This window comes from Psychromonas antarctica (assembly GCF_022267535.1).
Lineage (GTDB): Bacteria > Pseudomonadota > Gammaproteobacteria > Enterobacterales > Psychromonadaceae > Psychromonas > Psychromonas antarctica.
Map to the genome: position 1 here is coordinate 15,425 of NZ_JAHNZV010000001.1, position 26,752 is coordinate 42,176.

Annotated in this window: 21 protein-coding genes; 14 read left to right on the forward strand and 7 right to left on the reverse strand. The window is 41.0% G+C overall.

Going from position 1 to position 26,752, the window contains the following annotated elements:
* Nucleotides 1–4 precede the first annotated feature (4 nt).
* From urtE to urtA, 6 genes are all read right to left on the reverse strand, one after another.
* On the reverse strand, nt 5–700 hold the full coding sequence (gene urtE / locus KSO91_RS00075) for an urea ABC transporter ATP-binding subunit UrtE (RefSeq protein ID WP_238740081.1): 696 nt from the start codon (nt 698–700) through the stop codon (nt 5–7).
* The gene (urtD, locus tag KSO91_RS00080; RefSeq protein ID WP_238740083.1) at nt 697–1,503 is read right to left on the reverse strand and encodes an urea ABC transporter ATP-binding protein UrtD; all 807 of its coding nucleotides are present in this window, start codon (nt 1,501–1,503) and stop codon (nt 697–699) included. The genes urtE and urtD overlap by 4 nt, the downstream gene beginning before the upstream one ends.
* Nucleotides 1,503–2,660 carry an urea ABC transporter permease subunit UrtC gene (urtC, locus tag KSO91_RS00085; protein WP_238740085.1) on the reverse strand — a complete coding sequence of 386 codons (1,158 nt, stop codon included), beginning with the start codon at nt 2,658–2,660 and terminating at the stop codon, nt 1,503–1,505. Before urtC ends, urtD begins: the two co-directional genes overlap by 1 nt.
* Nucleotides 2,660–4,300 carry an urea ABC transporter permease subunit UrtB gene (urtB, locus tag KSO91_RS00090; RefSeq protein WP_238740087.1) on the reverse strand — a complete coding sequence of 547 codons (1,641 nt, stop codon included), beginning with the start codon at nt 4,298–4,300 and terminating at the stop codon, nt 2,660–2,662. Before urtB ends, urtC begins: the two co-directional genes overlap by 1 nt.
* Nucleotides 4,301–4,386: 86 nt before the next feature.
* Nucleotides 4,387–4,965, reverse strand: a complete 579-nt coding sequence (locus KSO91_RS00095; protein WP_238740089.1) for a HupE/UreJ family protein — start codon at nt 4,963–4,965, stop codon at nt 4,387–4,389.
* A 62-nt stretch (nt 4,966–5,027) separates the two neighbouring features.
* Entirely contained in the window at nt 5,028–6,305 is a 1,278-nt protein-coding gene (gene urtA / locus KSO91_RS00100; protein WP_238740091.1) for an urea ABC transporter substrate-binding protein, read from the reverse strand.
* Nucleotides 6,306–6,550: 245 nt separating this feature from the next.
* On the opposite strand from urtA, the gene KSO91_RS00105 reads away from it, so the two are divergent.
* Both KSO91_RS00105 and KSO91_RS00110 read left to right on the forward strand, forming a co-directional pair.
* On the forward strand, nt 6,551–9,916 hold the full coding sequence (locus tag KSO91_RS00105; RefSeq protein WP_238740093.1) for an ATP-binding protein: 3,366 nt from the start codon (nt 6,551–6,553) through the stop codon (nt 9,914–9,916).
* Complete coding sequence (locus KSO91_RS00110) at nt 9,906–10,793, forward strand: response regulator transcription factor (protein ID WP_238740095.1); 888 nt, start codon at nt 9,906–9,908, stop codon at nt 10,791–10,793. The genes KSO91_RS00105 and KSO91_RS00110 overlap by 11 nt, the downstream gene beginning before the upstream one ends.
* Here KSO91_RS00110 and KSO91_RS00115 read toward each other — a convergent pair.
* A complete protein-coding gene (locus KSO91_RS00115) occupies nt 10,765–11,133 on the reverse strand; it encodes a hypothetical protein (protein WP_238740096.1) in 369 nt (122 codons plus the stop codon). The genes KSO91_RS00110 and KSO91_RS00115 overlap by 29 nt on opposite strands.
* A gap of 639 nt (nt 11,134–11,772) precedes the next feature.
* Between KSO91_RS00115 and KSO91_RS00120 the strand changes: the two genes are divergently transcribed.
* The 12 genes from KSO91_RS00120 to lpxD all read left to right on the forward strand — a co-directional run bounded on the left by KSO91_RS00120 (nt 11,773) and on the right by lpxD (nt 26,750).
* Complete coding sequence (locus tag KSO91_RS00120; RefSeq protein ID WP_238740098.1) at nt 11,773–14,019, forward strand: alkaline phosphatase; 2,247 nt, start codon at nt 11,773–11,775, stop codon at nt 14,017–14,019.
* A gap of 948 nt (nt 14,020–14,967) precedes the next feature.
* Nucleotides 14,968–15,702, forward strand: a complete 735-nt coding sequence (gene rpsB / locus KSO91_RS00125) for a 30S ribosomal protein S2 (RefSeq protein WP_238740101.1) — start codon at nt 14,968–14,970, stop codon at nt 15,700–15,702.
* A gap of 107 nt (nt 15,703–15,809) precedes the next feature.
* Nucleotides 15,810–16,685: a translation elongation factor Ts gene (gene tsf / locus KSO91_RS00130; protein ID WP_238740349.1), complete on the forward strand. Its 876-nt coding sequence runs from the start codon at nt 15,810–15,812 to the stop codon at nt 16,683–16,685.
* Between the two features lie 166 nt (nt 16,686–16,851).
* On the forward strand, nt 16,852–17,595 hold the full coding sequence (pyrH, locus tag KSO91_RS00135) for a UMP kinase (protein ID WP_238740103.1): 744 nt from the start codon (nt 16,852–16,854) through the stop codon (nt 17,593–17,595).
* Nucleotides 17,596–17,633: 38 nt separating this feature from the next.
* Entirely contained in the window at nt 17,634–18,191 is a 558-nt protein-coding gene (frr, locus tag KSO91_RS00140; protein WP_238740105.1) for a ribosome recycling factor, read from the forward strand.
* Nucleotides 18,192–18,270: 79 nt separating this feature from the next.
* Nucleotides 18,271–19,026, forward strand: coding sequence for a polyprenyl diphosphate synthase (uppS, locus tag KSO91_RS00145; RefSeq protein ID WP_238740107.1), 756 nt, complete (start codon nt 18,271–18,273; stop codon nt 19,024–19,026).
* A gap of 31 nt (nt 19,027–19,057) precedes the next feature.
* Nucleotides 19,058–19,909, forward strand: coding sequence for a phosphatidate cytidylyltransferase (locus KSO91_RS00150; protein ID WP_238740109.1), 852 nt, complete (start codon nt 19,058–19,060; stop codon nt 19,907–19,909).
* 3 nt (nt 19,910–19,912) lie between these two features.
* A complete protein-coding gene (gene ispC / locus KSO91_RS00155; protein WP_238740112.1) occupies nt 19,913–21,112 on the forward strand; it encodes a 1-deoxy-D-xylulose-5-phosphate reductoisomerase in 1,200 nt (399 codons plus the stop codon).
* A complete protein-coding gene (rseP, locus tag KSO91_RS00160; RefSeq protein WP_238740114.1) occupies nt 21,106–22,482 on the forward strand; it encodes a sigma E protease regulator RseP in 1,377 nt (458 codons plus the stop codon). Before ispC ends, rseP begins: the two co-directional genes overlap by 7 nt.
* Nucleotides 22,483–22,686: 204 nt before the next feature.
* The gene (gene bamA, locus KSO91_RS00165; protein WP_238740116.1) at nt 22,687–25,104 is read left to right on the forward strand and encodes an outer membrane protein assembly factor BamA; all 2,418 of its coding nucleotides are present in this window, start codon (nt 22,687–22,689) and stop codon (nt 25,102–25,104) included.
* A gap of 108 nt (nt 25,105–25,212) precedes the next feature.
* Nucleotides 25,213–25,725: an OmpH/Skp family outer membrane protein gene (locus KSO91_RS00170; protein ID WP_238740118.1), complete on the forward strand. Its 513-nt coding sequence runs from the start codon at nt 25,213–25,215 to the stop codon at nt 25,723–25,725.
* Between the two features lie 8 nt (nt 25,726–25,733).
* Entirely contained in the window at nt 25,734–26,750 is a 1,017-nt protein-coding gene (lpxD, locus tag KSO91_RS00175) for a UDP-3-O-(3-hydroxymyristoyl)glucosamine N-acyltransferase (protein WP_238740120.1), read from the forward strand.
* The last annotated feature ends 2 nt before the right edge of the window (nt 26,751–26,752 follow it).

Sequence of the window (26,752 nt, forward strand, 5' to 3'; positions counted from 1 at the left end):
TTGCTTAGACCGCGAGATATTGGCTAATAAGTTGATCGCTTAATTCGTGCATCTCACCCGATGCGATTACTTGCCCTTTTTGCATTAGATGGAACTGTTCGCCAACCGCGCGGGCAAAGGGGAGTTTTTGCTCAACGAGTACAATGGTCATGCCCTGTTCTTTATTTAATTTGAGTAACACATCACGTATCAACTGCACAATATTGGGTTGGATCCCTTCATTGGGCTCATCTAAAATAAGGATATCAGGGTTAAGCACTAAGGCGCGAGCGATAGCAAGTTGTTGTTGTTGTCCGCCAGAAAGATCACCGCCAAGCCGATGTAGCATCTCCTTTAATACAGGGAAAAGATCATAAATATGCTCTGGAATTGTTTTACTGCTTTGTCGTAAGCAGTTTAAACTGATTTTTAAATTTTCCTCAACGGTCAGTTGCGGGAAAATGTGACGACCCTGTGGTACATACCCAACACCAATTTCAGGGCGTTTTTCGACCGGACTTTTGCTCATATCTTGATCGTTAATGACTAAGCTGCCTGAACTGATGGGTAACAATCCCATAATGGTTTTTAGCAGCGTTGTTTTACCAACGCCGTTACGGCCCATAATACAAGTTCGCGATCCCTTTTTTATATTAAGTGAAAGATCCCATAAGATCTGTGTGCCACCATATTTTTGATCAACTGATTTCAATTCAATCATAATTCAGCTTGCTCCTCACCCAAATAAACTTCTCGGACAGCTCTATTTTCTTGGATTTCATCCATGCTGCCTTCTGCTAAAACCGATCCCTCATGCAATACAGTGACCTTGCGCGCAATTGAACGCACAAAAGCCATATCATGTTCAACGACCACCACGGAGTGTTTGCCTGCTAATGATGTTAATAGTTCAGCGGTACGTTCCGTCTCTTGTGCTGTCATACCGGCAACGGGTTCATCAACCAACAGTAAGCGTGGTTCCGCAGCCAGTAGCATACCTATTTCTAACCATTGTTTTTGTCCATGAGAAAGACGCCCAGCCGGATAGTTTCGTTCTGCAATTAACCCGATAGTATAAAGTACCTCTTCTATTTTATCTTTTTGTGCCCCGCTTAATTTATGAAACAGCGTGCTATAAATTCCTTTATCACCTGATAGGCTAAGTTCAATATTCTCGAAGACGCTAAGCGCTTCAAACACCGTGGGTTTTTGAAATTTACGGCCAATTCCGGCACGGGCTATTTCGGATTCGTTAAGTGTTAAAAGATCAATCTGTTGTCCAAAATTCACTTTGCCCTTATCGGGCCGTGTTTTACCTGTGATCACATCCATTAGGGTGGTTTTACCTGCGCCATTAGCGCCAATCAGGCAACGTAATTCGCCATCTTTAATATAGAGATTGAGATCGTTTAATGCTTTAAAACCGTCAAAGCTGACGCTCACACCTTCAACATATAAGATCATGCCATGTTTAGTATTTAAGTCTTGAGAGCTTAGTAGCGCGCCTTTGCTATCTACTATCATTATTTAACCTCCACAGCGGCAGGCTTCTCTGCATTTGCAGTTGTCTCTGTTTGCCTAGGTGATATTTGATTAAGTAATTTATCGAGCAGGCCAGCCAAACCTTTAGGCAGCAATAGTGTGGATAAGACAAATAATCCGCCCAACGCAAATAACCAAGCTTCGGGCATAATGGCGGTAAAACGCGTTTTTGCATAGCTCACGACGACTGCACCAATAAGTGCGCCATAAAGAGTGCCACGCCCACCTACTGCGACCCAAATGACAATTTCAATGGAGTTAAGAGGGGAGAATTCACCGGGATTAATAATGCCTACTTGGGGTACATAGAGTGCACCAGCAAGACCGGCAAGCATTGCCGACACAACAAAAATCCATACTTTAAAATGGGCTGGCTGGTAACCGACAAAGCGAACGCGGTCTTCAGCGTCGCGGATGGCGGTGATCACGCGGCCCATTTTGGAGTTCATAATAAAGTGACTGACTGCATAGCCCGCCGCCAGTGCTATGGCGGTGGCAACAAACAGTGCTAATTTGGTATCGGGTGATTGTAAGGAGTAAGCAAATATTTCTTTAAAATCGGTTAGGCCATTATTGCCGCCAAAGCCCATCTCATTTCGGAAGAAGGAGAGAAGCAGCGCATAGGTCATCGCTTGTGTCATTATCGATAAATAGACACCGCTGACCCGTGAGCGGAAAGCTAAACTACCGAATAGATAGGCGAGCAATCCTGGGCCAACAAATACCATTACTATCATAAATAGCACGTTATTTGAGCCTGCCCAGTACCATGGCAGTTCCGTCCAGTTAAGAAAGACCATAAAATCAGGCAATTCAGGGTTTCCGTAGACCCCACGATCACCGATTTGACGCATTAGATACATACCCATCGCATAACCGCCGAGTGCAAAAAACGCACCATGGCCAAGGCTAAGAATGCCGCAATAGCCCCACACTAAGTCAACAGCTAATGCGAGCAAGGCATAACAGAGATATTTACCTAATAGGCTGACTGTGTAATCGCTGACATGGAGCAGGGTGCCTTCAGCAAAAAACAGGTTACAGACAGTGACATAAAGGGTTGAGGCAAATAAAATTGCGATCACCCAATGCAGGCTGCTGAGTTTTTTTAAAACCGGGTAGTTAAGTAAAGTATTCATTATTCTGCTGCTCTCCCTTTTTGCGGAAATAATCCCTTAGGTCGTTTTTGAATAAACAGGATCAAGCCGACTAGAACAATAATATTGGCTAGAACGGGGCCCATTGAGGGTTCTAAGAATTTATTAAAGGTACCGAGTGTCATTGCCGCGACCAACGTGCCCCATAAGTTGCCTACGCCACCAAATACCACTACCAGGAAGGAGTCGATAATATAAGCCTGTCCTAAGTTAGGGCCAACATTGGTTAATTGACTTAAGGCTACACCAGCAATACCTGCAATACCGGAGCCTAAACCGAAGGTTATCGCATCGACCCATGAGCTTTTGATGCTTAAGGCGCGGGCCATATCGCGGTTTTGTGAAACGGCGCGAACGTGTAGGCCCAGTGAGGATTTTTTTAAAATCATTAATAGTGAGAAAAACACCATCAGGGCAAATAAAATAATATATAAACGGTTATAGGTTAATGAAAAAATCGGGTTTATGTCCAGTGATCCACTCATCCACTGAGGCGCCTCAACTTGACGATTTAAGGGAGAAAATATGGTACGAACGAGTTGTTGCAAAATAAGACTAATACCAAAAGTAGCTAATAGTGTTTCTAAAGGACGACCTTTTAGAAACCGTATCACGCCACGTTCAATTATTATTCCGACTAAGCCAGAGACAACAAAAGCTGCTGGAATAGCCATTAATAATGAATATTCAATTAGGGTCGGGAAGGTTTGCTGAATGACATAAGTCGTATAGGCTCCGAGCATCATCATTTCGCCGTGTGCCATATTGATAACACCCATTACGCCGAAAGTAATTGCAAGTCCAATGGCTGATAATAGTAATACCGAACCTAAACTTAAACCAAAAAAGAGGTGATCAGCTATTTGATAGAGATCGCCTTGCTGTTCAATTTTATCGATAGCATGGCTTAATGCTCGTGTTAGTTCGCTCTTATCTGATAAGGCGGTTGAGTTGTCTAACGCTTTCACTAGTGCGTTTTTAACTGCAGGCTCCAAACGCCCTGTTAATATGCTCACTGCCGCTAGTTTTTCAGCTTCGGTGCCGGCTTTTAACTGCTCAACAGCTAACACGACAGACATTAGTTCACGTATTTTACTTTGTGGTTCGTTATCGTGTAATAGGGTAACGCTTTTAATGCCGACTTTGTTGGGACTGTCTAATAGTTGTTTGACCGCCTCTAAGCGTATAGCGGGATCTTTTGCATTCAATTCCATATTGGACAACAGATCGCCTATTTGTCTACGAATTCTGTTATTAGTTCTAACTTTTTTAATGGCTGAACTCGTTACTGATGGCAGTGGCGCATTACTTAGTAAATCGGTTAAGTCATATTTTTTGTGTTGGGTTCGTTGTGCATGTACCAGTTGTTTATTAGCTTTTAAGTAGTACAGTTCGCCGGCTTGTAACGTTTCTAAAATGGCCGGTACTTGTGGTGCTGAGGTGGCTGCTATTTTTTTAATTAAAGGCGCCATCTTATTTAATTTTGTGTTTGGTAATTGTTTGAGTAGGCTGGCTAGCGTGGTTTCAGCTTGTTGCTCATTACCTGCCGTTGCAAGATGGTCATCAGCTGCAACATGCCACGACATTAAGCAGAAAACCAATAGAGAAAAAAGTCGCAACATGGGAGTTTCCTTAATAGGTGTTTATTATTCATAATAACTGCGAATATTTATCTCCCAGTTATTGATTGAGCACTTTATTGGTCGTCTTAAACGGCAAGGTAAAGACCGCCAAGTGCAATGGCTCCGCCTGCAAAACGGCTGAATTTGTGTAATGCTATTTTTTGAAAGAATTGTCCAAAGGCGATACCTGTGCTGTGGAGTAATACTGTGGCAAGTACAAATCCAATCGTATAAGTCATCGCGGCAGCCTCAATTGGCATTTCAGCGCCGTGTGCTGCACCGTGGAAAATTGCAAAAATACCGACCAGCAACGCACTATAGGTAACGGGTAATTTGTATGCGCTTGCGATTAAAGCACCGAGCACCAAGACAGAAGCTAATATACCGACCTCGATAAAAGGAATCTGCACCCCTGAAAAACCGATTAGACCGCCGATTACCATCAAAATAACAAAGCTGCTAGGCACTGCCCATAACGCTTTTCCACCGAGTTGCACGGCCCAAAGTCCAACAGCTAGCATGGCGAGTAGGTGATCCATGCCACTTATGGGATGGTTTAGTCCATGCATAAAGCTGGTTGGTTCAGCAACACCGGTATGTGCCATTGCGGCTGTTGGGAGTAGCAGCAATAATGCAGCTGTCTTTAAATATATTTTTTTACTCATCAACCTTTCTCCTGTTATGAAAAAGTGGGCCTAAGCCCACTGAATCAATTAGCTATTTGTTATTATTTACCTGAACATTTAGCTGTTTTGATATTAAAGTTGCCACAGCTAACCGGAGCCGTCCAATCTGAGATAAGGTCTTTCGAGCTTGGTAGATAGTTAGACCAAGCATCACCAATCACCGTGTCGGGTGTCGACCAAACTACTTCAAACTGACCGTCCGCTTGAATTTCACCGATAAAGACAGGTTTAGATAAATGATGGTTGCTGTTCATAACGGCAATTCCACCTGTTAAGTTAGGTATTGCTATGCCAATCATCGCTTGTTCTACTGCATCAACATCTGTAGTACCCGCTTTCTCAACTGCTTTTACCCACATTTTGAAACCAATGTAGGTCGCTTCCATAGGATCATTTGTGACACGTTTGTCATCACCAATATATTTTTTCCAGTTCGCGATAAATTCTTCATTTTCTTCTGTATCAATGCTTTGAAAGTAGTTCCAAGCAGCCATATGTCCGACTAATGGTGTTGTATCAAAACCAGATAGTTCTTCTTCACCTACAGAAAACGCGATAACTGGGATATCTTCAGCAGAAACCCCTTGATTGCCGAGCTCTTTGTAGAAAGGAATATTTGCATCACCATTAATGGTTGAAACGACCGCTGTTTTTTTGCCTGTAGAACCAAATTTCTTCACATCAGCAACAATGTTTTGCCAATCAGAATGGCCAAATGGAGTGTAGTTCACCATAATATCTTCAGGTTTCACGCCTTTAGATAATAGATAAGCTTCTAGAATTTTATTGGTTGTACGTGGATAGACATAATCTGTACCTAATAATACCCAACGTTTCGCACCGATATCATTCATTAGGTAATCAACCGCGGGGATAGCTTGCTGATTTGGCGCGGCACCAGTGTAAAATATATTGCGCGATGATTCTTCACCTTCATATTGAACAGGGTAAAACATTAAGCCGTCCAATTCTTCAAGCACGGGTAAAACTGATTTACGTGAAACTGAAGTCCAGCTTCCGAAAATAACATCAACTTTATCTTTGGCTAGTAATTCACGTCCTTTTTCAGCAAAAAGTGGCCAGTTTGATGCAGGATCAACAACCACCGCTTCGATTTTTTTACCTAATAAGCCACCTTTGGCGTTTTGATCCGCTATCATCATTAGTACGGTGTCTTTTAGCGTCGTTTCACTGATTGCCATGGTGCCTGAGAGTGAATGTAAAACACCTACTTTGATGTTTTCTGCGGCAAAAGCAAAATTGGATATCATCGTGCTTGCAACAATCGAACTTGCAACTATCAGTTTTTTAAATTTCATTATGAGTTTCCTTTTCTCTATTAATGGTTCTCGAGCCTTGCTCTGCGGGGTAAAGCTTAATCTAACCTTATTTCAAGTGAAGCTAGTATCTCTTAATCAATGCAAGCATTAAATGCGTAAAAGCGCGCAATCAAGTACGCAAATATGCGCATATAATTACGTGCTTTATCAGTGTAAAATAAATAAATATTTGCCCGTAATTGAATGAAATTTCACTAATAACTCCATTAAACAAGTCGCATCTTATGATCTCTAATCAGAAAATAATTAAAGCACGTAGAACCTATAATAAGCTTGTGGCTAACGAGATGATGGAAGATTTCGCTCTGCGTTTTACCGCAAAACGGGCGAGAAAGTGGTCCTTAAACCGTATTTCGGTAACCGCATTAGGGACTATTTCCTTTTTAGTATTAGAAGCGATTGGTGGGGCTATCACCCTTAATTATGGCTTTGAAAATTCGGCATGGGCCATTTTAGCGGTTACTTTTATTATTTTTTTCACGGGTTTACCGATCAGTTATTACGCTGCAAAATATGGCGTGGATATAGACTTACTTAGCCGTGGTGCAGGATTTGGTTATATTGGTTCGACCATCGCTTCGCTTATCTATGCTTCTTTTACCTTTATCTTTTTTGCTCTTGAAGCCTCTATCATGTCGATGGCGCTACAGATCCTGTTTGATTTACCTCTTTCGCTCGGCTATATCATAAGTGCTTTACTGGTGGTGCCATTAGTAACGCACGGCATTACCTATATAAGTCGGTTTCAGGTCTGGAGCCAACCTTTGTGGATTGCACTACAATTACTGCCGCTATTTTTTGTTTTTAGTCACGCAGATAGCCAATTAAGTGGCTGGCTAAGCTTTACTGGCGCCGCGGCAGAGGAGGGGGCTTCATTTAACCTATTGCTATTTGGTGCGGCCTCCGCTGTATTGCTTTCTTTAGTGGCGCAAATTGGTGAGCAAGTTGATTTTTTACGTTTTTTACCTGAAAAACCTCAGCAGGGGGCGTTGCGTTGGTGGATTGCATTAATCGCGGGCGGCCCGGGTTGGATTATTTTTGGTGCACTAAAACTTTTTTTAGGCTCTTTTTTAGCCTATTTTGCATTGCAGCAAGGGATTAGCAGTGATTTTGCGGGTGATCCAGCACATATGTATCAGCTTGCTTATGGCTATGTATTTGAAAATAAACAAATTGCACTTACCGTTGCTTGCGTATTTGTGGTTATCTCACAACTGAAAATTAATGTAGCGAATGCTTATGCAGGTTCCTTGGCTTGGTCAAACTTTTTTTCTCGCGTAACCCAAAATCATCCTGGGCGAGTTGTGTGGATGCTATTTAATGTTGCCATTGCTTTATTGCTAATGGAATTAGGTATTTATCAAACGATTGCCAGTATGTTATCGGTTTATTCGGTGCTGGTACTGGCTTGGTTAAGTTCTGTTGTTGCTGATCTTATTATTAATAAACCGCTTGGTTTCAGTCCTAAGCATATCGAATTTAAACGCTCACACTTATATGATATTAACCCGGTCGGTGTTGGTTCAATGTTGATCGCTTCTTTTGCTGGGTTGACTGCGCATCTGGGGTTCTATGGCGAAACAGCAAGAGCGCTGGCTTCATTTGTTGCCTGTTTTTTGCCTTTTATAACCGCGCCATTAATCGCTTGGTTAACTAAAGGAAAGTTCTATTTAGTAGAGGCTGATAAAAGTGAGATTAACGTAATAACGCGCTGTCACATTTGTGAAAATGACTTTGATCCTGAAGACATGACTTTTTGTCCAGCCTACGGAAAAGCGATCTGCTCATTATGTTGTAGTTTGGATGTGCGCTGCGGAGATCAATGCCGTCCTCATGCAACGCTTTCGCAGCAATCACATGACTTTTTCTCTCGTTTTTTAAGTACCAAGCTGCTGCGTAAAATGACGAATCCTCTAAGCCAGTTTATTGCTCTGACCTGTGCATTGAGTTTTATTGGCGCGTCCATTTTGTATTTAATCCATCTGCAAGTTCCGCTTAATGATCCTGTTGTTAAACAGCTGTTTGCGAGTACTCTCGTGAAAATATTCTTTCTTTTACTGATTACGATAGGGGTGGTGAGCTGGCTCTTTATTTTAGCGCGAAGCGGTAATCAACGGGCGTTAAAAGAGTTAAGATCACAAACGAACGCACTGGCTAAAGAGATATCGGCTCATGAGAAAACCGCCGATGCGTTGCAAACCGCAAAAGAGGTTGCAGAAGCCGCCAATGAAGCTAAAAGCCGTTACTTGGCAGGGTTAAGTCATGAATTGCGCACACCGCTCAATGTACTACTCGGTTATGCACAGTTGCTCAGTCGAGATCAGGCGTTACCCATAAAGCAGCGTGAAACGATAGCGATTGTTAAACGTAATGGCGAACATTTAGCGGATCTGATTGAGGGCCTATTAGAAATTTCAAAAATTGAGGCTGGCCGAGTTAATCTGCAGCGAGATGAATTTAATTTAAAAGCGATTTTGCAGCAACTGGTGGATATGTTTCAGATGCAGGCCAGCAAAAAAGGGTTGAAGTTTCATTATATTACCAGCCCTAATCTTCCCGATTATGTAGCTACAGATAAGCAACGCTTTCGCCAAATTTTAATTAATTTAATTTCTAATGCGATTAAATATACGCAGCAGGGAGAGATCACGTTTAAAGTTGCATATCGCAGTGAAGTGGCTCATTTTAGTATTATTGATAGCGGTGTTGGTATTTCCAAAAGCGACCAAGAACTTATTTTCAAACCTTTTGAACAGATCCGCTCGACACATAGCCAAGCTATTTCAGGGACCGGATTGGGATTAACTATTTCGCGTTCGTTGGCTGAATTAATGGGAGGCGAAATAAGTGTAACTAGCACATTAGGGCAAGGTTCAACTTTTAATTTTCGGCTTATGTTATTTAAATTGCATAAAGACCCTAAAGAGCCAGAATTTACTCAATTACATGCTATTGGCTATAGCGGGAAAAAACAAACCGTATTAGTCGTTGATGATGATAGCAATCAACGCGATCTTATCGATGAGTTGTTAACGCCTATTGGCTTTGAAGTATTACAGGCCGAAAGCGCGAAGACAGGTTTCACGCTTTTGGATACACGTGATATTGATCTTATTTTATTAGATGTGCGTATGCCAGAAATGGATGGTTGGACAATGGTTAAACTGTTGCGGGAAGCACATTATGGTATGCCAGTACTGATGGTGTCGGCCAATGCCCGTGATGCAGAATATAATTTGCAAGCAGAAGGCTACCATAACGGTTATATTGCAAAACCCGTTAATTTAGATGCTTTGTTGGGGAAAATTGCGCAGTTATTGGATCTGCAGTGGCATTATAAAAACACCGTAAAAGTAGTTGCACCAACTCGTCAGGAGCAAGCTAGACCTTTGGCAACAATGGTGCAATATCAAGCGCTAATCGCTTTAGCTGAAATTGGTTATCTTTCTGGTTTTAAAGATAAATTTGCCGAAATAGAAACACAATACCGTTATCCAGAAGAGGTTGAAGCGCAAATCAAAAACTATGTTGAAGTGTGTAATTTCCCGAAAATTATTGAATATTTAAGTGAGTTAAATCATGACGCATGAAAATCGTGATGTAGTGTTAGTAGTTGATGATTCACCAGAATCATTGGGTATGCTTAATGTTGCGCTAAATAGTCAGGGATATACTGCGTTAGTTGCGCTCAGTGGTATGCAAGCGTTAGCCATTGCTGAAAAAGTCCCTCCGGATGTTGTGTTATTGGATGCGATGATGCCGGAAATGGATGGTTTTGAAACCTGTCGAAAGTTGAAGCTGATACTCCCTAATACACCCATTATTTTTATGACGGGATTAACTGATGTTGAAGATATTGTTAAAGGCTTCGATGCAGGGGGTGTCGATTATGTGACTAAGCCTATTTCACCCGATGAAGTGATTGTGCGTATTAAACGGCATATTGAAACGGCTAAATTAGCGCTAAGTGCGCAAGATGCGCTTGATCATGCAGGCAAAAATATGTTTTGTGTGAGTGACTTGGGCCGTTTGTCTTGGGCTACGCCCTATGTACATGCCTTAATTGATCAATGCTCAAAAGGGGATGCAAGTCCTTGGGCAAGCATGGCTGGATTAATCGCCATCTGGCTAAAAACAGATACTACTGAGAATTTAAAAATAGATTGTTTTTCAGAGTCGATAGAGGTGTTTTACGAAGACAAGCAAGAAAATATGCATTTGCTGCGTATTGTGCAGAAAGTGCAGCAAAAAAATCCGCAAGATCTGAAGGATAATCTGCCCATAACAAAACGCGAATCAGAAGTTTTATATTGGGTCTCTTACGGTAAAACAAGTTGGGAAATTTCACTCATTCTAGCGATGAGTCCACGAACGGTGAATAAACATCTAGAGCAAATTTATAGGAAATTGGGGGTTGATAACCGCACCTCAGCAGCTGCTATCTCAATTCGTATATTGGAAGCTTAAAGTCTTTTATTATCCACCCATTAAAAGGGCACGGGGTGAATTTTTCGTTTCTACGCTCTGCGAGGTAATGTTGATGCCGCTTTGAGTTCTCGTCAGCTTTCGCTTGTGAGTGCTTGCTGTAACTTTCATTGTTGGTATTTCTCGTTCCCACGTTCTGCGAGGTAATGTTGATGCCGCTTTGAGTTCTCGTCAGCTTTTGCTTGTGAGCGCTTGCTGTAACTTTCATTGTTGCTATTCCGCCCTGATGCGTTTTTTTCGTTCCCACGCTCTGCGTGGTAATGTTGATGCCGTTTTGAGTTCTCGTCAGCTTTCGCTTGTGAGCGCGTGCTGTAACTTTCATTGTTGCTATTCCGCCCTTGACGGCGTGTTACTTTTTCTCAACAGCAAGAAAATAGGGTAATGATAGTTTTGTTCGTGACACTATGCTGGCGCATAACTCTCAGTGCCGTTCCGAACGTTTTTTTATTCTTGACTGCTCAATTCCTTTTTAACGCACCGGCTTGGACAGCACATCCCTGTGCTGAGCCAAGCCTAATGAAATCATCCATGATTTCCTTTGCTAAAGTAATTTCTCAGACAAGAAAACGTAAACGGAAGGTAAGACGCTAGCCGAATAGGTTTGGATGTCCCCCGAATTCGATCTTCTACCGATTTATATCGACGTTCTGGCTGCTTTTTCTAAAAGGTTTGGGTGCTCATTTCCTCTTCTTGCTATTAACTTCTTTGTCATCGCATCTTCATATTTTTGTCATGTCTGTATTGTAGAGTTTAACAATCAATATATTAGTTGTTTATTGATATTAACTTTACTTTTTACAGTCCGTAAATTTACTGATGGAATATCTTTTATGTCATTAATGGGGCGATTATTTACTATGTTTTTACTCTTTATTCTCCGAAATAAAAACTAACTAAACTAACTTTTTTACCTATTTAAATTATGAAACTTATTCAGTAAATCAATATATAAGGAAATAAAATGCAAATTAGGAATGTTATTAAAGTGTTATCGAGCGTACTTCTTGTTTCGGCAGTGAGTGGCTGCAATAACGACAGTGAGCTTATTTATGTACCGACACCAATTACTCCGTCAATTGCGGAGCATATCGATTTAGGTCCATTTAAATGTACAGATGCAGAATTAGCAGAAGATGCTGCTAAAGATTGTCGTTTGTACATTAAAGGTTCAATGAATAGTTGGTCATCTCGTCCTGAAGCGCAATTGCATTATCAAGGTGATGGAGAATACATTGCCTTGTTTAGTATGAAACCAGGTGATTACTCATTTAAGATATCTGATCCAAATTGGAGTGCTGAACGCGATTTGGCAATTGGCCCAGATGCTAATGCTGAAGTGGTATTTGATGCAGCGATGGAGCTGCAACGTAAATACGATGATTTTTCTAACCAGAATATGAATATTACAGTCGCTAATGATGAAGACCAAGTGTATCGTTTTACCTTAGATTCTTCAGAGGGTATTAATAATCCAACCTTAAAAATTCAAAACATCACAGCATCCGATGCTGATAATCTGACTAAATCCATGTATTTAGTCGGTACGTTTAATGATTGGACTGCTTCGGAAAGTGACGTTTTTTCTTATACTGGTGCTGGTAATTATCAAGTACAAGTGACCTTTGAAAAAGCGGGGACAGTCAGCTTTAACGTACACCAAGGCATCACTGATCCACTTGTTTATGGCTCTTTAGATAATAAACCAATTACTTTAACTGAAGGTGTATCATCACTGACAACTTACCCTGGTGGTAAAATGTCTGCTCAGATAGAAGCGGGCACATATGTATTTTCTTTATCGGCACTCGGTGACGGGCAGTTAGCGATCCCACTCTCTATTGCCAAAGTAAAAGCAGTTGCAGGTCACGATACGATTACCGCTATAAATGTAGCCACTAACTTGACAGCTGACGGGAGTCGCTTTGCGAGTTCTTTCGATTGGGCTACTACAGGTGAGATGGACGTGATTTTGAGTGATGATAATACTCAAATGCCAGTGACTAAACGGCAATTAGCCAGTGCAGAGAGCTTAGGTCGATATACCGTGACCCTGACTACCAACCAAGGTCTTGCTTCCGAGTCTAGCGCTAGCCATGATGTGGATGTCATTGAAATTGAAAAAGCAAAAAACATTATAATGATGATTGGCGACGGCATGGGGTATGGGCAAATTGCAGTCACTAGGGCGTATAAAGGAGAGGCGCTATTTCTTGAATCAGGTAAACATCGTGGTGAAATTAAAACTGCGAATGCTGATACATTAGGCTACGAAGATCTACCTAATGTTGGTGGTAACTACTACACGGATTCAGCTTCTGCAGGTACGGCAATGGCGACTGGACGTAAGGTTCTTACTGGTACTATTTCTCAGGCATACCCAGGTAATGCATCTGATTTGAAAACTATTTTGGAATATGCACAAAGCCTAGGTAAATCGGTAGGTATTGTCGCAACGTCACATTGTGTGCACGCAACGCCAGCTAGCTTTGCGGCGCATGGTCCAACCAGAAATGATTTTGCTGCACTATCTAAAAGTATGTATGGCGTGGTGAAACCTAACGTAACACTATGTGGTAGCAAGCAAGTGGACGGAGTGGATGTGATTAGCGCTGAAGCAACTAAAGTGGGTTACACTGTGGTTAAAACCAAAACGGATTTAATCTCTGCGGTAGCCGCTTTACCTGCGAGTGATGACGGTACTGGTATCTACTTTGCAGGTATTTTTGGTGAAGACGAAATTCCTTTTGTGTTACCGCTAGGTGAGCAGAAAAGTTATGAAATGCAAGATATCCCGCAGCTTAATGAAATGACTGATGCTGCAATCGAGATTTTATCGAAAAATCCTAATGGTTTTGTTCTGATGGTAGAAGGTTCGCAAATCGACTTCGCTGGGCATAATAATGATGAAGAACGCATGATTCATGAAACTCTTGCCTTTGATAAAACGGTTGAAGCAGTTGCTCTTTGGGCTGAAAATAGCGGAGAGACAATGGTTATCGCTACTGCTGATCATGAAACCGGGGGGCTAGAGCTTCAAAAATCCAACGGGGTAGGTAAGGTACCTGAAGTGACTTGGTTATGGGGAAGCCATACCAATGTCGATGTTCCAATTGCTTCGTGGGGTATTAACTCGCATGCTTTTGTCGGGCGTACAGTAGAAAATACGGCCATTTACAATGTAATGCGTGGCGCCTTAGATGCTCAATAAGTAAAACAAAGTGTCTTACAATAAAAAGAAAGAAAAACTATTTTTATTGTACAAGTAATTCAATATATTAGAGTGCCAGACCAGTGCGGCTACGGAAATTTCCGTACGTTTTTCTGGTGCTGAACAAGCGCTTTAGCAAAGGGAAAACATGGATGTTTTCTCTAACCTCAGCCAGTACAGGGGCGTAATGTCTGAGGTGGTATGTTAAAACTGCTTGGGCAGTACAAGAATAAAAAACGTCTCGGAACGGCATTGTGAGTTATGCGCCAGCATAGTGTCACGAACAAAACTCTCTTAACCCTATTTTTTCTTGCTGTTGAGAAGCAGGACTCCCTCAAACTGCGAAACTGCGTTTCAGTTTCTCATCGTCTACACACCGTCAAAGGCGGAAGACCAACAACAAATGTTTAACCATTAGCCTCCAAGTGAAAGCTTACAAACCAATCAAATCAGTTAGGTTAAAAACTCATTGAGGTTCTCGACTAAACATCTCTAGAATGGCGAACAAAAATAGAAGAAAAGTAAAGTCGCCGTCAAGGGAAAAACTTCAGCAAAGAAAGTTAAAGCAAACGCCAGAAGCGAAAGCTTACAAATAACCTGTGTGGTATTTGCATTACCACGGCGAGTGTAAACTCGAGGAAAATGCGCAATACCGAGGTCATTTTTTGACAGTTTGATAATTACTTTACAGTACACATGTTGAGTTAGAAATAGTTTTATGGTATAAAGCGCAGCGAGAATGTGACTTCATTTTTTGTCACAGATTTCATTTAACTTATTTGGTTTTATTGTTAGCCCTTTTATCTTCTGAAAGTGCGCTATAAAATTTAAATTATATAAAACACACACACATCATCACCACGCTCGGGGTGCCTGTTATTCAATTTGTTTGAATATTGGTCGAGTCTAGGGATGTGTGGAGGCCTAACCCCTATTAAGGAAATTCAAATGGCAAATGTATCAATGCGCGATATGCTACAAGCTGGCGTTCACTTCGGTCACCAAACTCGTTACTGGAATCCAAAAATGAAGCCTTTCATTTTTGGTGCGCGTAATAAAGTTCATATCATTAACCTTGAAAAAACGGTTCCGATGTTCAACAGTGCACTTAACTTTTTAGAAGCAAAAGCGTCTAAAAAAGGTAAAGTACTATTTGTTGGCACTAAACGTGCAGCTTCAGAAGCGGTTAAAGAAGCAGCAATTAGCTGTGATCAGTTTTATGTTGATCACCGTTGGTTAGGTGGTATGTTGACTAACTGGAAAACAGTTCGTCAATCGATCAAACGTCTGAAAGACCTTGAAGTTCAAAGCCAAGACGGCACTTTTGACAAGTTAACTAAAAAAGAAGCGCTAATGCGTACTCGTGAATTAGAGAAACTTGAAAAAACGCTTGGTGGTATCAAAAACATGGGCGGTATCCCTGATGTAATCTTCGTTATCGATGCAGATCACGAGCACATCGCTATTAAAGAAGCAAATAACCTCGGTATTCCAGTTATTTCTATTGTTGATACTAACTCATGCCCAGACAACATCGATTTCGTTGTTCCTGGTAATGATGATGCTATCCGTGCTATCAAATTGTACTTAGGAGCCGCTGCGCAAACGATTAAAGAAGGTCGTGAGCAAGATGCTATCGTACAAGTTGAAGAAGACGGTTTTGTTGAAGAAGTAACTGAATAATAATTACTTCTAAGCTAAAAATCTCTTATTAATCAGTCTATGATTGATTATCGGGGGTCTTAATGACCCCCTTTTTAATTGAAAAAAATAGGAATTCGACAATGGCTATTACTATTACAGCTAAGCAAGTTAAAGAACTTCGTGACCGCACCGCTGCGGGTATGATGGATTGTAAGAAAGCGCTCGTTGAAGCTGAAGGTGACATCGAGCTTGCAATTGAAAATATGCGTAAATCAGGTGCAGTTAAAGCCGCTAAAAAAGCCGGCCGTATTGCAGCTGAAGGTGTTATTCTAGCTAAAACAACGGGTTCAGTTGCTGTTATTGCAGAAGTTAACTGTGAAACAGATTTTGTGGCAATGGATAAAAGCTTCCTTGCATTCGCTAATGCGGTCGCTGATATTGCGTTGGCAAACAAAATTACATCTATTGAAGCATTAGGTCAATTTGCATTCGATGCTAACTCAACTGTTGAAGATGCACGTGCAACATTGATTGCTAAAATTGGTGAAAATATTTCTGTACGTCGTTTACAAATCGTTGAAGGTGAAAACCTTGGCGCTTACGTACACAGTGGTAAAATCGGTGTAATCACTGTACTTAAAGGTGGTGATGCGGAACTGGCTAAAGATCTTGCAATGCACGTTGCAGCTGCCGCTCCTCAGTTTGTTACTCCTGCAGATGTACCTGCTGATGTAGTTGCTAAAGAGAAAGAGATCCAGCTTGCTATTGCTGTTGAAAGTGGCAAACCGGAAGCTATCGCTGAAAAAATGGTCTCCGGTCGTATGGCTAAATTCACTGGCGAAGTCAGCCTGACTGGTCAAGCGTTTATTAAAGACCCTTCAATGACTGTTGCTAAGCTTCTTAAAGATGCTAGTGCTTCTGTTGAGTCATTCATCCGTTTAGAAGTGGGTGAAGGCATCGAGAAGAAAGTTGAAGATTTCGCTGCTGAAGTTGCTGCGACAATGGCTGCTTCTACTAAATAATTGTTTTAGTAAAGAATGAGTCTTGCATATTGTACAAAAAAAGAACCGCGGCCATGACTGCGGTTCTTTTATATTAAGAATATAGTGATTTCCTTAATAAATTGTTTAACAATAAAACAGCTGCTTAATGCAATCACTATTACGTCTACATTGAGGAATTAATATTATGAGTACCAATCCTAAGTCTGCATATCGTCGCATTTTACTAAAATTAAGTGGTGAAGCCTTAGTCGGTGAAGAAGGCTTTGGTATTGACCCTAAAGTACTTGACCGAATGGCGCTTGAAATAAAGTCTCTTATAGAAGCTGGGGTGCAAGTTGGTCTCGTTATCGGTGGTGGTAATATTTTCCGTGGTGCAGGTTTAGCTAAAGCAGGTATGAACCGTGTCGTTGGCGACCATATGGGAATGCTGGCAACGGTAATGAATGGTCTGGCAATGCGTGATGCACTGCATCGTGCACATGTCAGCTCGCGTTTAATGTCCGCAATTCCATTAAATGGTGTTTGCGATGATTATAACTGGGCTGAGGCGATCAAACACCTTAAATTAGGCACCGTTGTCATTTTTGCTGCGGGTACGGGTAATCCTTTTTTCACAACGGATTCCGCTGCTTGTCTGCGTGGTATCGAGATTGAAGCCGACGCGGTATTAAAAGGCACTAAGGTTGATGGGGTTTATGATTCTGATCCGATTAAAAATCCGGATGCAAAATTATATGCAGAGATTGATTACCAAGTTGTCTTGGAAAAAGAGCTACAAGTGATGGATTTAGCCGCCTTCACACTCGCTCGAGATCACAGTCTGCCTATCCGAGTCTTTAATATGAATAAGCCGGGCGCATTAAGTCGCGTGGTATCGGGCGAGCCTGAAGGCACAACCATCACACATTGTGCTCCTGTAGAGAAATAAACTAAAAAAATATTAAAATTTAAATTAAGGAAGTTGTTATGATTAATGAAGTAAAAAATGATGCACAGACTCGCATGGGCAAAACTGTTGAATCATTTAGAAACCAACTTGCAAAAATTCGTACTGGCCGTGCACACCCTAGTTTATTAGACGGGATTATGGTGCCATATTACGGAAGCAATACACCGCTTCGTCAAGTGGGTAATATTTCAACTGAAGATGCGCGCACATTAACAGTCACTGTCTTTGATGCGAGTCTGATTAAAGCCGTTGAAAAAGCGATCATGGGATCAAATCTAGGTTTAAATCCGATGTCAGCCGGAACTGTTATTCGCATTCCATTACCACCATTAACGGAAGAGCGCCGTAAAGATTTGATTAAAGTGGTACGTGGTGAAGCTGAAAATAACCGGATGGCGATTCGTAATATCCGCCGTGATGCCAATAATGACCTGAAAACATTAGAAAAAGACAAAGATATCAGCGAAGATGAGCAAAGAGTCGGTGAAGATGGTGTTCAAAAAACAACTGATGAGTTTGTTAAGCAGATTGATGACCTTTTAGCGGTAAAAGAAAAAGAGCTGTTAGAGGTTTAATACCCTTCAAATCAAGGTGGTGGATGGTCACCACCTAGGTGGATGGTATTGCCATTAGTGCTATTTATTAAGGCTGAATGTGATAACGTTAAACCAACAAACGAAAATACCTCAGCATGTTGCCATTATAATGGATGGTAATGGTCGTTGGGCACAAGCGAGAGGAAAGCATCGTGTTTTTGGACATAAACATGGTGTTAAGTCTCTACGTAAAGCAATTGCGTTTGCCAGCGAAAAAAGAATTCAAGCATTAACCATCTTTGCTTTTAGTAGTGAAAATTGGCAGCGACCTGCGCAAGAGGTGAATATGCTGATGGAACTGTTTTTTACTGTGCTTGGCAGCGAAATCAAAAAACTGCATAAACACAATATTAAATTAAAGATTATTGGTGAATTAACCGGCTTTAGCACACGTTTACAAAAAAAGGTATTTGAGGCGGAGAAAATGACCGAAGATAATACTGGATTAGTACTTAATGTTGCCGCTAATTATGGCGGGCGTTGGGATATCACTCAGGCGACTAAAAAAATAGCAAAATTAGTTGCGGCTGGTGAGTTAGACTGCAACGATATCGATGAAGAATTGGTAAGTAAAGCAATTACATTGCATAAACTTCCCGCCGTAGATTTAATGATTCGTACTGGTGGTGATCACCGAATAAGTAACTTTTTATTATGGCAACTGGCTTATGCTGAACTCTATTTTACCGATGTATTATGGCCCGATTTTGATGCCCTCTCTTTTCAGCATGCGCTGGATCTGTTTTCGGGTAAAGAACGTCGCTTTGGACAAACCAGTGAGCAAGTTAGTTTGAAAAATACTGAGTCAAATTGAAAGCTACCATTGAATTTAACAGGACATCTCTGTGAAACAACGAATTATAACCGCTTTGATTATAGCGCCACTGGCAATTGCCGCTATTTTTTTCTTACCGCTTAAATTTTTTATGCTTTTTTGTGCCGCTCTATTTTTATTAGCAAGTAAAGAGTGGAGTGGGTTTGTGGCTAAGAAACCATCGAGTTTAGTGCTTTATCTGTTTGCCGCAGTACTTGGCATGACACTGCTGTTGATGCCCTCGCAGCAGATTTGGCTAAGTGGGCAGGTCAATCCTCTGCTTCAGTCTGGTTTGATGATGGCGACTGGTTGGTGGTGCTTATCCTTGTTGATGGTCATTACTTATCCAAAAACGGCGTCTATCTGGCAAAATAGCAAAATACTCAAGAGTTTGTGTGGTTTGTTCACGTTGATCCCTTTCTTCTGGGGGATGGTGTTATTGCGCTCTGTGAATATCCAGCTTGATTTTTATTATGGTGCACAACTATTAATGTTTGTATTTTTATTGGTGTGGGCAGCAGATACAGGCGCCTATTTTTGCGGTAAAAAATTTGGTAAGCATAAACTAGCTGCCAATGTTAGCCCCGGTAAAACCATTGAAGGTTTCCTCGGTGGATTGTTGAGTTCTCTGCTGGTGGCTTTTGTGGGCAGTCTCTTTTTTGCCATTCCCGCAGATAAAATCGTTTTCTTCTTTATTGCTGCTTTTGCCACTAATCTCGTGTCTGCATTGGGCGATCTGAATGAAAGTATTTTCAAGCGTGAAGCCGGACTTAAAGATAGTGGTAATTTATTACCAGGCCATGGGGGTATTTTAGACAGGATTGACAGTTTAACTGCTGCGGTCCCTGTTTTCGCTGTTTTATATCTTTTCTGGCTCAATTAGAAAATGAAAAAATTAGCCATTTTAGGCGCAACAGGATCAATCGGTGCTAGCACATTAAGTGTTTGCCGTGCGAATCCCGACTTATATCAAATCACTTTATTAGCAGCGGCTAGTAGTGTCGATAAAATGTTTTTACTGTGCCAAGAGTTTTCGCCGTTATATGTTTCCATGAGCGATAAAAATAGCCGCGTACTTTTAGCTGAACGCCTAAAACAGGCCGCTTTGCCTTGTCAGTTGCTTAAGGATCAAACTGAGTTATTACAATTACTGGGTAGTAATGAAGTTGATAGTGTGATGGCAGCTATCGTCGGGGGAGCTGGGTTAACAACGACATTAGCGGCCGTTAATGCGGGCAAGGAGATTTTTCTTGCCAACAAAGAGGCATTAGTGATGTCCGGTGCACTGTTTATCGATGCGGTGATAAAGTCGGGGGCTAAGTTATGGCCTGTTGATAGTGAGCATAATGCTATTTATCAAGCCTTGTCGCCAAATCTGCAAAACAATATTGGCGCTTGTGATCTGCACGGACAAGGCGTTGCAAAAATATTACTGACGGGATCCGGTGGTCCTTTTTTAGAAAAAAAACTCAGCGATTTTGCAACAATAACAGCAGCTCAAGCTGTGAAACATCCCAATTGGTCAATGGGCCAAAAAATATCTATTGATTCAGCCACAATGATGAATAAAGGGCTGGAGTATATTGAGGCGCGTTGGTTATTTAATGCCTCTCGTGAGCAGCTGCAAGTTGTCATTCATCCGCAGTCCGTCATTCATTCTATGGTGCAATATAAAGACGGTAGTGTGATTGCGCAAATGGGTAATCCTGATATGCGCATTCCAATAGCACATGTGATGGGCGGTGGCCAGCGGATCGACAGTGGCGCTGCAACGTTAGACTTTTTTTCGGGTGTTAACTTTAACTTCTCTGAACCTGATTTTGGCCGTTATCCGTGCTTGAAATTAGCGATCGACGCGTGCTACCAAGGGCAGCAAGCAACTACCAGCTTGAATGCAGCAAATGAAGTGGCCGTTGATGCTTTTTTAAATCAGCAGATAAAATTTACGCAAATTTCACAGCTGGTTGAGCGTGTATTGACCAACACTGATACTCAGCCAATTAACTCGATTGAGCATTTATTAGAAATTGATAGTGAGTCTAAAGCACTCGCACGGCAAATCATTAAACGAGATTTATTATGTTAACTACATTATGGAATTTAGGTGCCTTCATTGTCGCACTGAGCATTTTGGTTGCGATTCATGAATTTGGACATTTTTGGGTAGCCAGACGTTGTGGTGTAAAAGTGCACCGTTTTTCCATTGGTTTTGGTAAAGTTCTTTTTAAATATACAGATAAGCAAGGCACAGAATTTGCTATTGCAGCCATTCCATTGGGCGGATATGTGAAAATGTTGGATGGGCGTGTTGAGCCTTTATCTCCTAGTGATGAGCCCTATGCTTTTGATAAGAAAACAGTTTGGCAACGTATAGCTATCGTTGCCGCAGGACCTTTGGCTAATTTTTTATTGGCTGTGGTTGCCTTCTTTTTGATGTATATGATCGGCGTGGAAAGTGCTAAACCCATCATAAGTACAACTGTCAGTGATACACCGATGAGTATTATTAAAAGTGATGGTCTTTTTCAAGTGACCGCGATTAATGATCAACAGGTGGGAGATTGGGAAGCCCTTAATCTGGCTTTGGTCAGTCAAATGGGTGAAAGTGGATTCAATATTACTATTGCACCCTTAATGGCTGATAAAAATAGTCTGCGCCTTGAACCAACAAAAACTTTTACTGTCTCATTGAATAATTGGCAATTTGATCCTAAAAAAGAATCAATTATAACCGGTTTAGGACTGCTACCTTATAGGCCGGAGATCCACCTAGAAGTAGCTGATGTGGTTAAAGGGGGAGCCGGTGATAAAGCGGGACTGCAGAGCGGCGATAAGCTGCGTACTATTGATGGTGTTAAATTAAGCAATTGGCAGGGATTTGTTGAGCTGATCCAGAAAAATGCCAATCAACCACTGCAACTTGAAATTGAAAGAGGCACAATAGCCACAACGATTGAATTAACACCCGAAGCAAGGACTCTGGATGCTGAGATAATTCGAGGTTATATTGGCGTCGCTCCAGTTGTTGATCCGTATCCAGAAGCATTTCGTGTTAAATTGCAGTTTTCACCGATTAATGCCTTTATAAAAGGCGTTGAAAAAACGGCACAGTTAAGCAAATTAACCTTTGATACCTTAATCAAATTGGTCACCGGGGATATTTCGGTTAAAAACCTAAGTGGACCTGTTTCGATTGCTAAAGGCGCAGGCATGAGTGCTGATTACGGTGCTGCCTATTTCCTTGGGTTTTTAGCCTTAATTAGCGTTAATTTAGGTTTGATGAATTTAATACCATTACCCGTGTTGGACGGGGGGCACCTGCTTTATTACTTTGTCGAGTTGTTAACTGGAAAACCTATTCCGGAAAAAATTCAAGAGGTAGGGTTTAAAATCGGAGGCGCTATTTTAATGGTACTAATGACCCTCGCTATTTTTAACGATTTTAATTTATTATAGATTGCGGCGGATCCGCAGTTGTTAACGTATTGTGTTGAAAGTGTATTTACAAGCTTATAAACTCGTACCTAGTGGAATAAAGATACCTTAATCGCGTCGCGTTTTGCGAATCGGCTAAAACATGCGCATAGACCAAAATGGCACTTAGCGGGCTAAATAAAAAAACATAAATCACGATAAGTGTTGAAAGGATTAATAAATATAATGATTAAGCAATGTCTACTTACCTCTGCCCTGATAATCGGCGGCTGCTTCCCAGCGTTTGCGACTGCACAGCCATTTACGATTTCTGATTTACAGTTTGAAGGTTTACAGCGTGTTACTTTAGGCGCTGCCTTGTTAAGCTTACCCATTCGAGAAGGCGATAGTGTTGATGATTATGAATTGTCAAAAGCCATCAAAAAACTTTATGCCAGCAGCCATTTTGAATCAATCGAATTGGTTAGAAAAGGTGATGTTTTAATCTTTAAAGTTAAAGAGCGAGCAACGATTAGCAATGTTACCTTGGTGGGTAACAAAAAATTAACTGACGAGCAGATCCTTGACTCTTTAAAATCTTCCTCAATACAAGCGGGTGAAACCTTAGACAGAACAACCCTCGCCGGTATTGGTAAAAATTTAGAAAACTTTTACCATAGTGTCGGTAAATATAGCGCCCAAGTTGAAACTATTGTTACAACCCTACCTCGTAACCGTGCTTCTATTCAGTTTGTTTTTCATGAAGGCTTGACGGCAAAAATTGAACAGATAAATATTATTGGGAATAACGTTTTTTCAGATCAGCAACTGTTAAAACGATTAACACTTGCCGATTCGGGTGGCTGGTGGGACTTTTTTGCGGATGATAACTATCAAAAACAAAAATTAGCGGCTGATTTAGAAGTGATCAAAAGTTATTACTTAGATCGCGGTTATATTCGTTTCAAAATTGCAGATACACAAGTTTCATTAACACCGAATAAAAAAGCGGTTTATGTTACGGTTAATGTAGAAGAGGGGGGGATCTATAAAATAGGCGATGTGAAATTTATCGGTAACCTCTTAGATAATGATGCTGAAATAGCTTCCTTGGTCCCTTTTGCAAGTGGTGATATTTATGCTGCATCAGACATAGCGGCTACTGAGCAAAATATTCGCAAATTCTTTGGTCGCTTAGGTTATGCCTATCCAGAGATAGTTACTTATCCAGAAATTGATGATGAAAGCAAGACTGTAATGGTTAATTTCTCCATTGATCCAGGGCAACGTGGGTATGTTCGCAACATCAATATTTCAGGTAATACTACAACTAAAGATGTTGTCTTACGCCGAGAAATGCGGCAAATGGAAGGTGGATGGTTATCAAGCGAAAGCATTGAAACCTCTAAGGAACGTTTAAATCGTTTAGGTTTTTTCTCGAAAGTTGATCTGACGACTGAAAGAATCAGTGATGATTTAGTGGATATAAATGTTAACGTTGAAGAGCAAGCTTCCGGATCATTTAATGCCGGCGTAGGATTTGGTACCGAATCAGGACTCAGCTTGACGGCGGGAATTCAGCAAAATAACTTCCTCGGTTCAGGTGATAAAGTCGGTTTTGAAGCGAAAACTAACCAATATAGCTTAAGTGCAAATATCAACTATACCACCCCTTATTTAACTAAAGATGGAGTGAGCGGCGGCGGGCGAATTTTTTATGATAAATTTGAAGCGGGCCAAGCAAACATTGTCGATTACACTAACACCACTTATGGGTTGCGTTTAGATGTCGGATTTCCTGTCAACGAAACAAACCGTTTAGGGTTTAGTCTGGGGTGGGAAAACAACGGTATTTCACAACTTAAATCCTATGAGCAGTTAAAACAGTTCTGGCGGATTTACGCTTCGCAATTAGACTCTTCTGGTTCGGTCGATTTCCAAAACTTTGATATATCTTTAAAGTGGACAAAAAACAATCTTGATAAGGGGCAGTTAGCGACACAAGGTATGAAACATACACTGTGGACAAAAGTGACCATCCCAGGTTCCGATTTACAATACTTCAAAGTAAATTTTGATTTTATGAATTATCAACGTATTACAGATGATGGTGATTGGACTACCTTGATCAGAGCTTCTGCTGGTTATGGGAATGGTTATGGTCAATTTGAAGGCAATGATCAAATCTTGCCTTTCTTTGAAAATTACTATGCAGGCGGTTACCGTACGATACGAGGTTTTGCAAGTAATACTGTTGGTCCTCGCGCTATGTATGTTAGTGATGCTGGTAATAGTAGTATGGCACTAACCAATAGCGCGGTAGGCGGAAACGCAAAATACACGCTCAGTGGAGAGTTGATTTTCCCTGTGCCATTTTTAGATGAGGCCTATACAAGGCAAGTTCGTAGCAGTATATTTATTGATGCGGGTGAAGTATGGGATACCGAATTTAATTATAATAATTACAGCCAAATGGGGTGTTCATATAATTGTGAATATTTTGGTGATTACTCAAAACCAGGTAGAATACGTGCTTCAGTAGGCACACAAATTACTTGGGTCTCGCCGATGGGACCTCTGATTTTTACCCTCGCGCTGCCGTTAAAAGAGTACGAAGGGGATGTTACGGAGGTGTTCTCATTTAATATTGGTCAAACATTCTGATTTTTTATAGATACAATTACCAGCAGTTAAACAGCATTAGTATATTAACTATGTTTAGCGTTTAGCAACTTTATTAACACATTACCTTTTATATTATGGAGTTACAAAATGAAGACCTTGTTTAAAGTAGTTACACTTACAGTTGCATTAGTCTCGCTTTCTACAGCAAATGCGGCGCAAGAAGCACAAAAAATAGGCGTGGTGTTCCCAACTAAAATTATACAACAGTCACCACAGCGTGAAAAAACCATAAAAAAATTAGAAAATGAATTCAAACCGCGTTATGAAGAAATACAAGGATTGGAAAAAGAGATAACTAAAATGCAGGCGACACTTGAACGCGATGGCGAAATGATGGCGCAGGGGGATGTAACCAGTTTAAAACGTAAAATCGAAGTTAAACTATCTGAGTACAAATTAAAAGGTAAAGCATTTCAAGAAGATCAACGTCGTCGTCAAAGTGAAGAGCAGCAAAAAGCATTCATAACACTACGTGAAGTGATTAACGCCGTTGCCTTAGAAGAAGGATACGATGTTGTTTTAAATGGAGAGCAAATTGTTTATTCAAAACCAGCATTAGATATATCTGATATTGTCATTAAAGAAATCAGTAAAAAGTAGATTAAAAAATGACATACACTTTATCTCAGTTAGCTGAACAATTAAACGCCCAACTAATGGGCGATAAAAATCTTGTTTTACAACGTTTGGCTACATTTTCTCAGGCCGGACCGGGTGATATTACTTTTGTTTCTGATAAAAAATTACTCACCCAGTTGGCCGATTGTAATGCAAGTGCTATTGTTTTGCCCACTGCTTTGCAAACGAGTTATCAAGGCAATGCGCTGTTTATGGACAACCCTTATGTTGGTTATGCATTATTAGCAAAAATTTTTGATAATACACCGAATCTATCTGCCGGTATTGCGACTTCGGCTGTGATCCATGAAACAGCCGAAATTGGTGAAAATGTCGCCATTGCGGCGCATGTCGTTATCGGAGCGGGTGTTAAAATCGCTGCTAACTGTCAGATCTTAGCGAACGTAGTGATTGGAGAAAATTCAAGGGTTGGAGAGCAGTCCAAAATTTATCCAAATGTCACTGTCTATCATCACTGTCAAATAGGCAAACGTTGCATTGTCCATGCAAATAGTGTGATTGGGTCAGATGGTTTTGGTAATGCGCCTTATCAAGGGACTTGGGTGAAAATACCACAAATAGGTCGAGTCCAAATTGGTGATGATGTTGAAATTGGCTCATCAACTACGATTGACCGCGGTGCAATAGCAGACACTATTATTGCTGATGGCGTGAAAATTGATAACCAGTGTCAAATTGCGCATAATGTCACTATCGGTGCGCATACAGCGATTGCTGGCGGTTCTAATATTGCGGGCAGCACACAAATTGGTACGCATTGTATTATTGGCGGCTCAGTGGCAATGAACGGCCACTTAACTATCACTGATAATGTCGTTATCACTGGCGATAGTATGGTGATGCGCAGCATTGATAAAGCAGGTGTTTATTCGTCTGGTGTACCAGCACAAAAAAACCGAGCTTGGCGTAAAACAACTGCACTCACGTTAAAAATAAGTGATTTATTCAAACGTGTTAAAGAACTCGAAAAACAACTTAAAGATTAAAT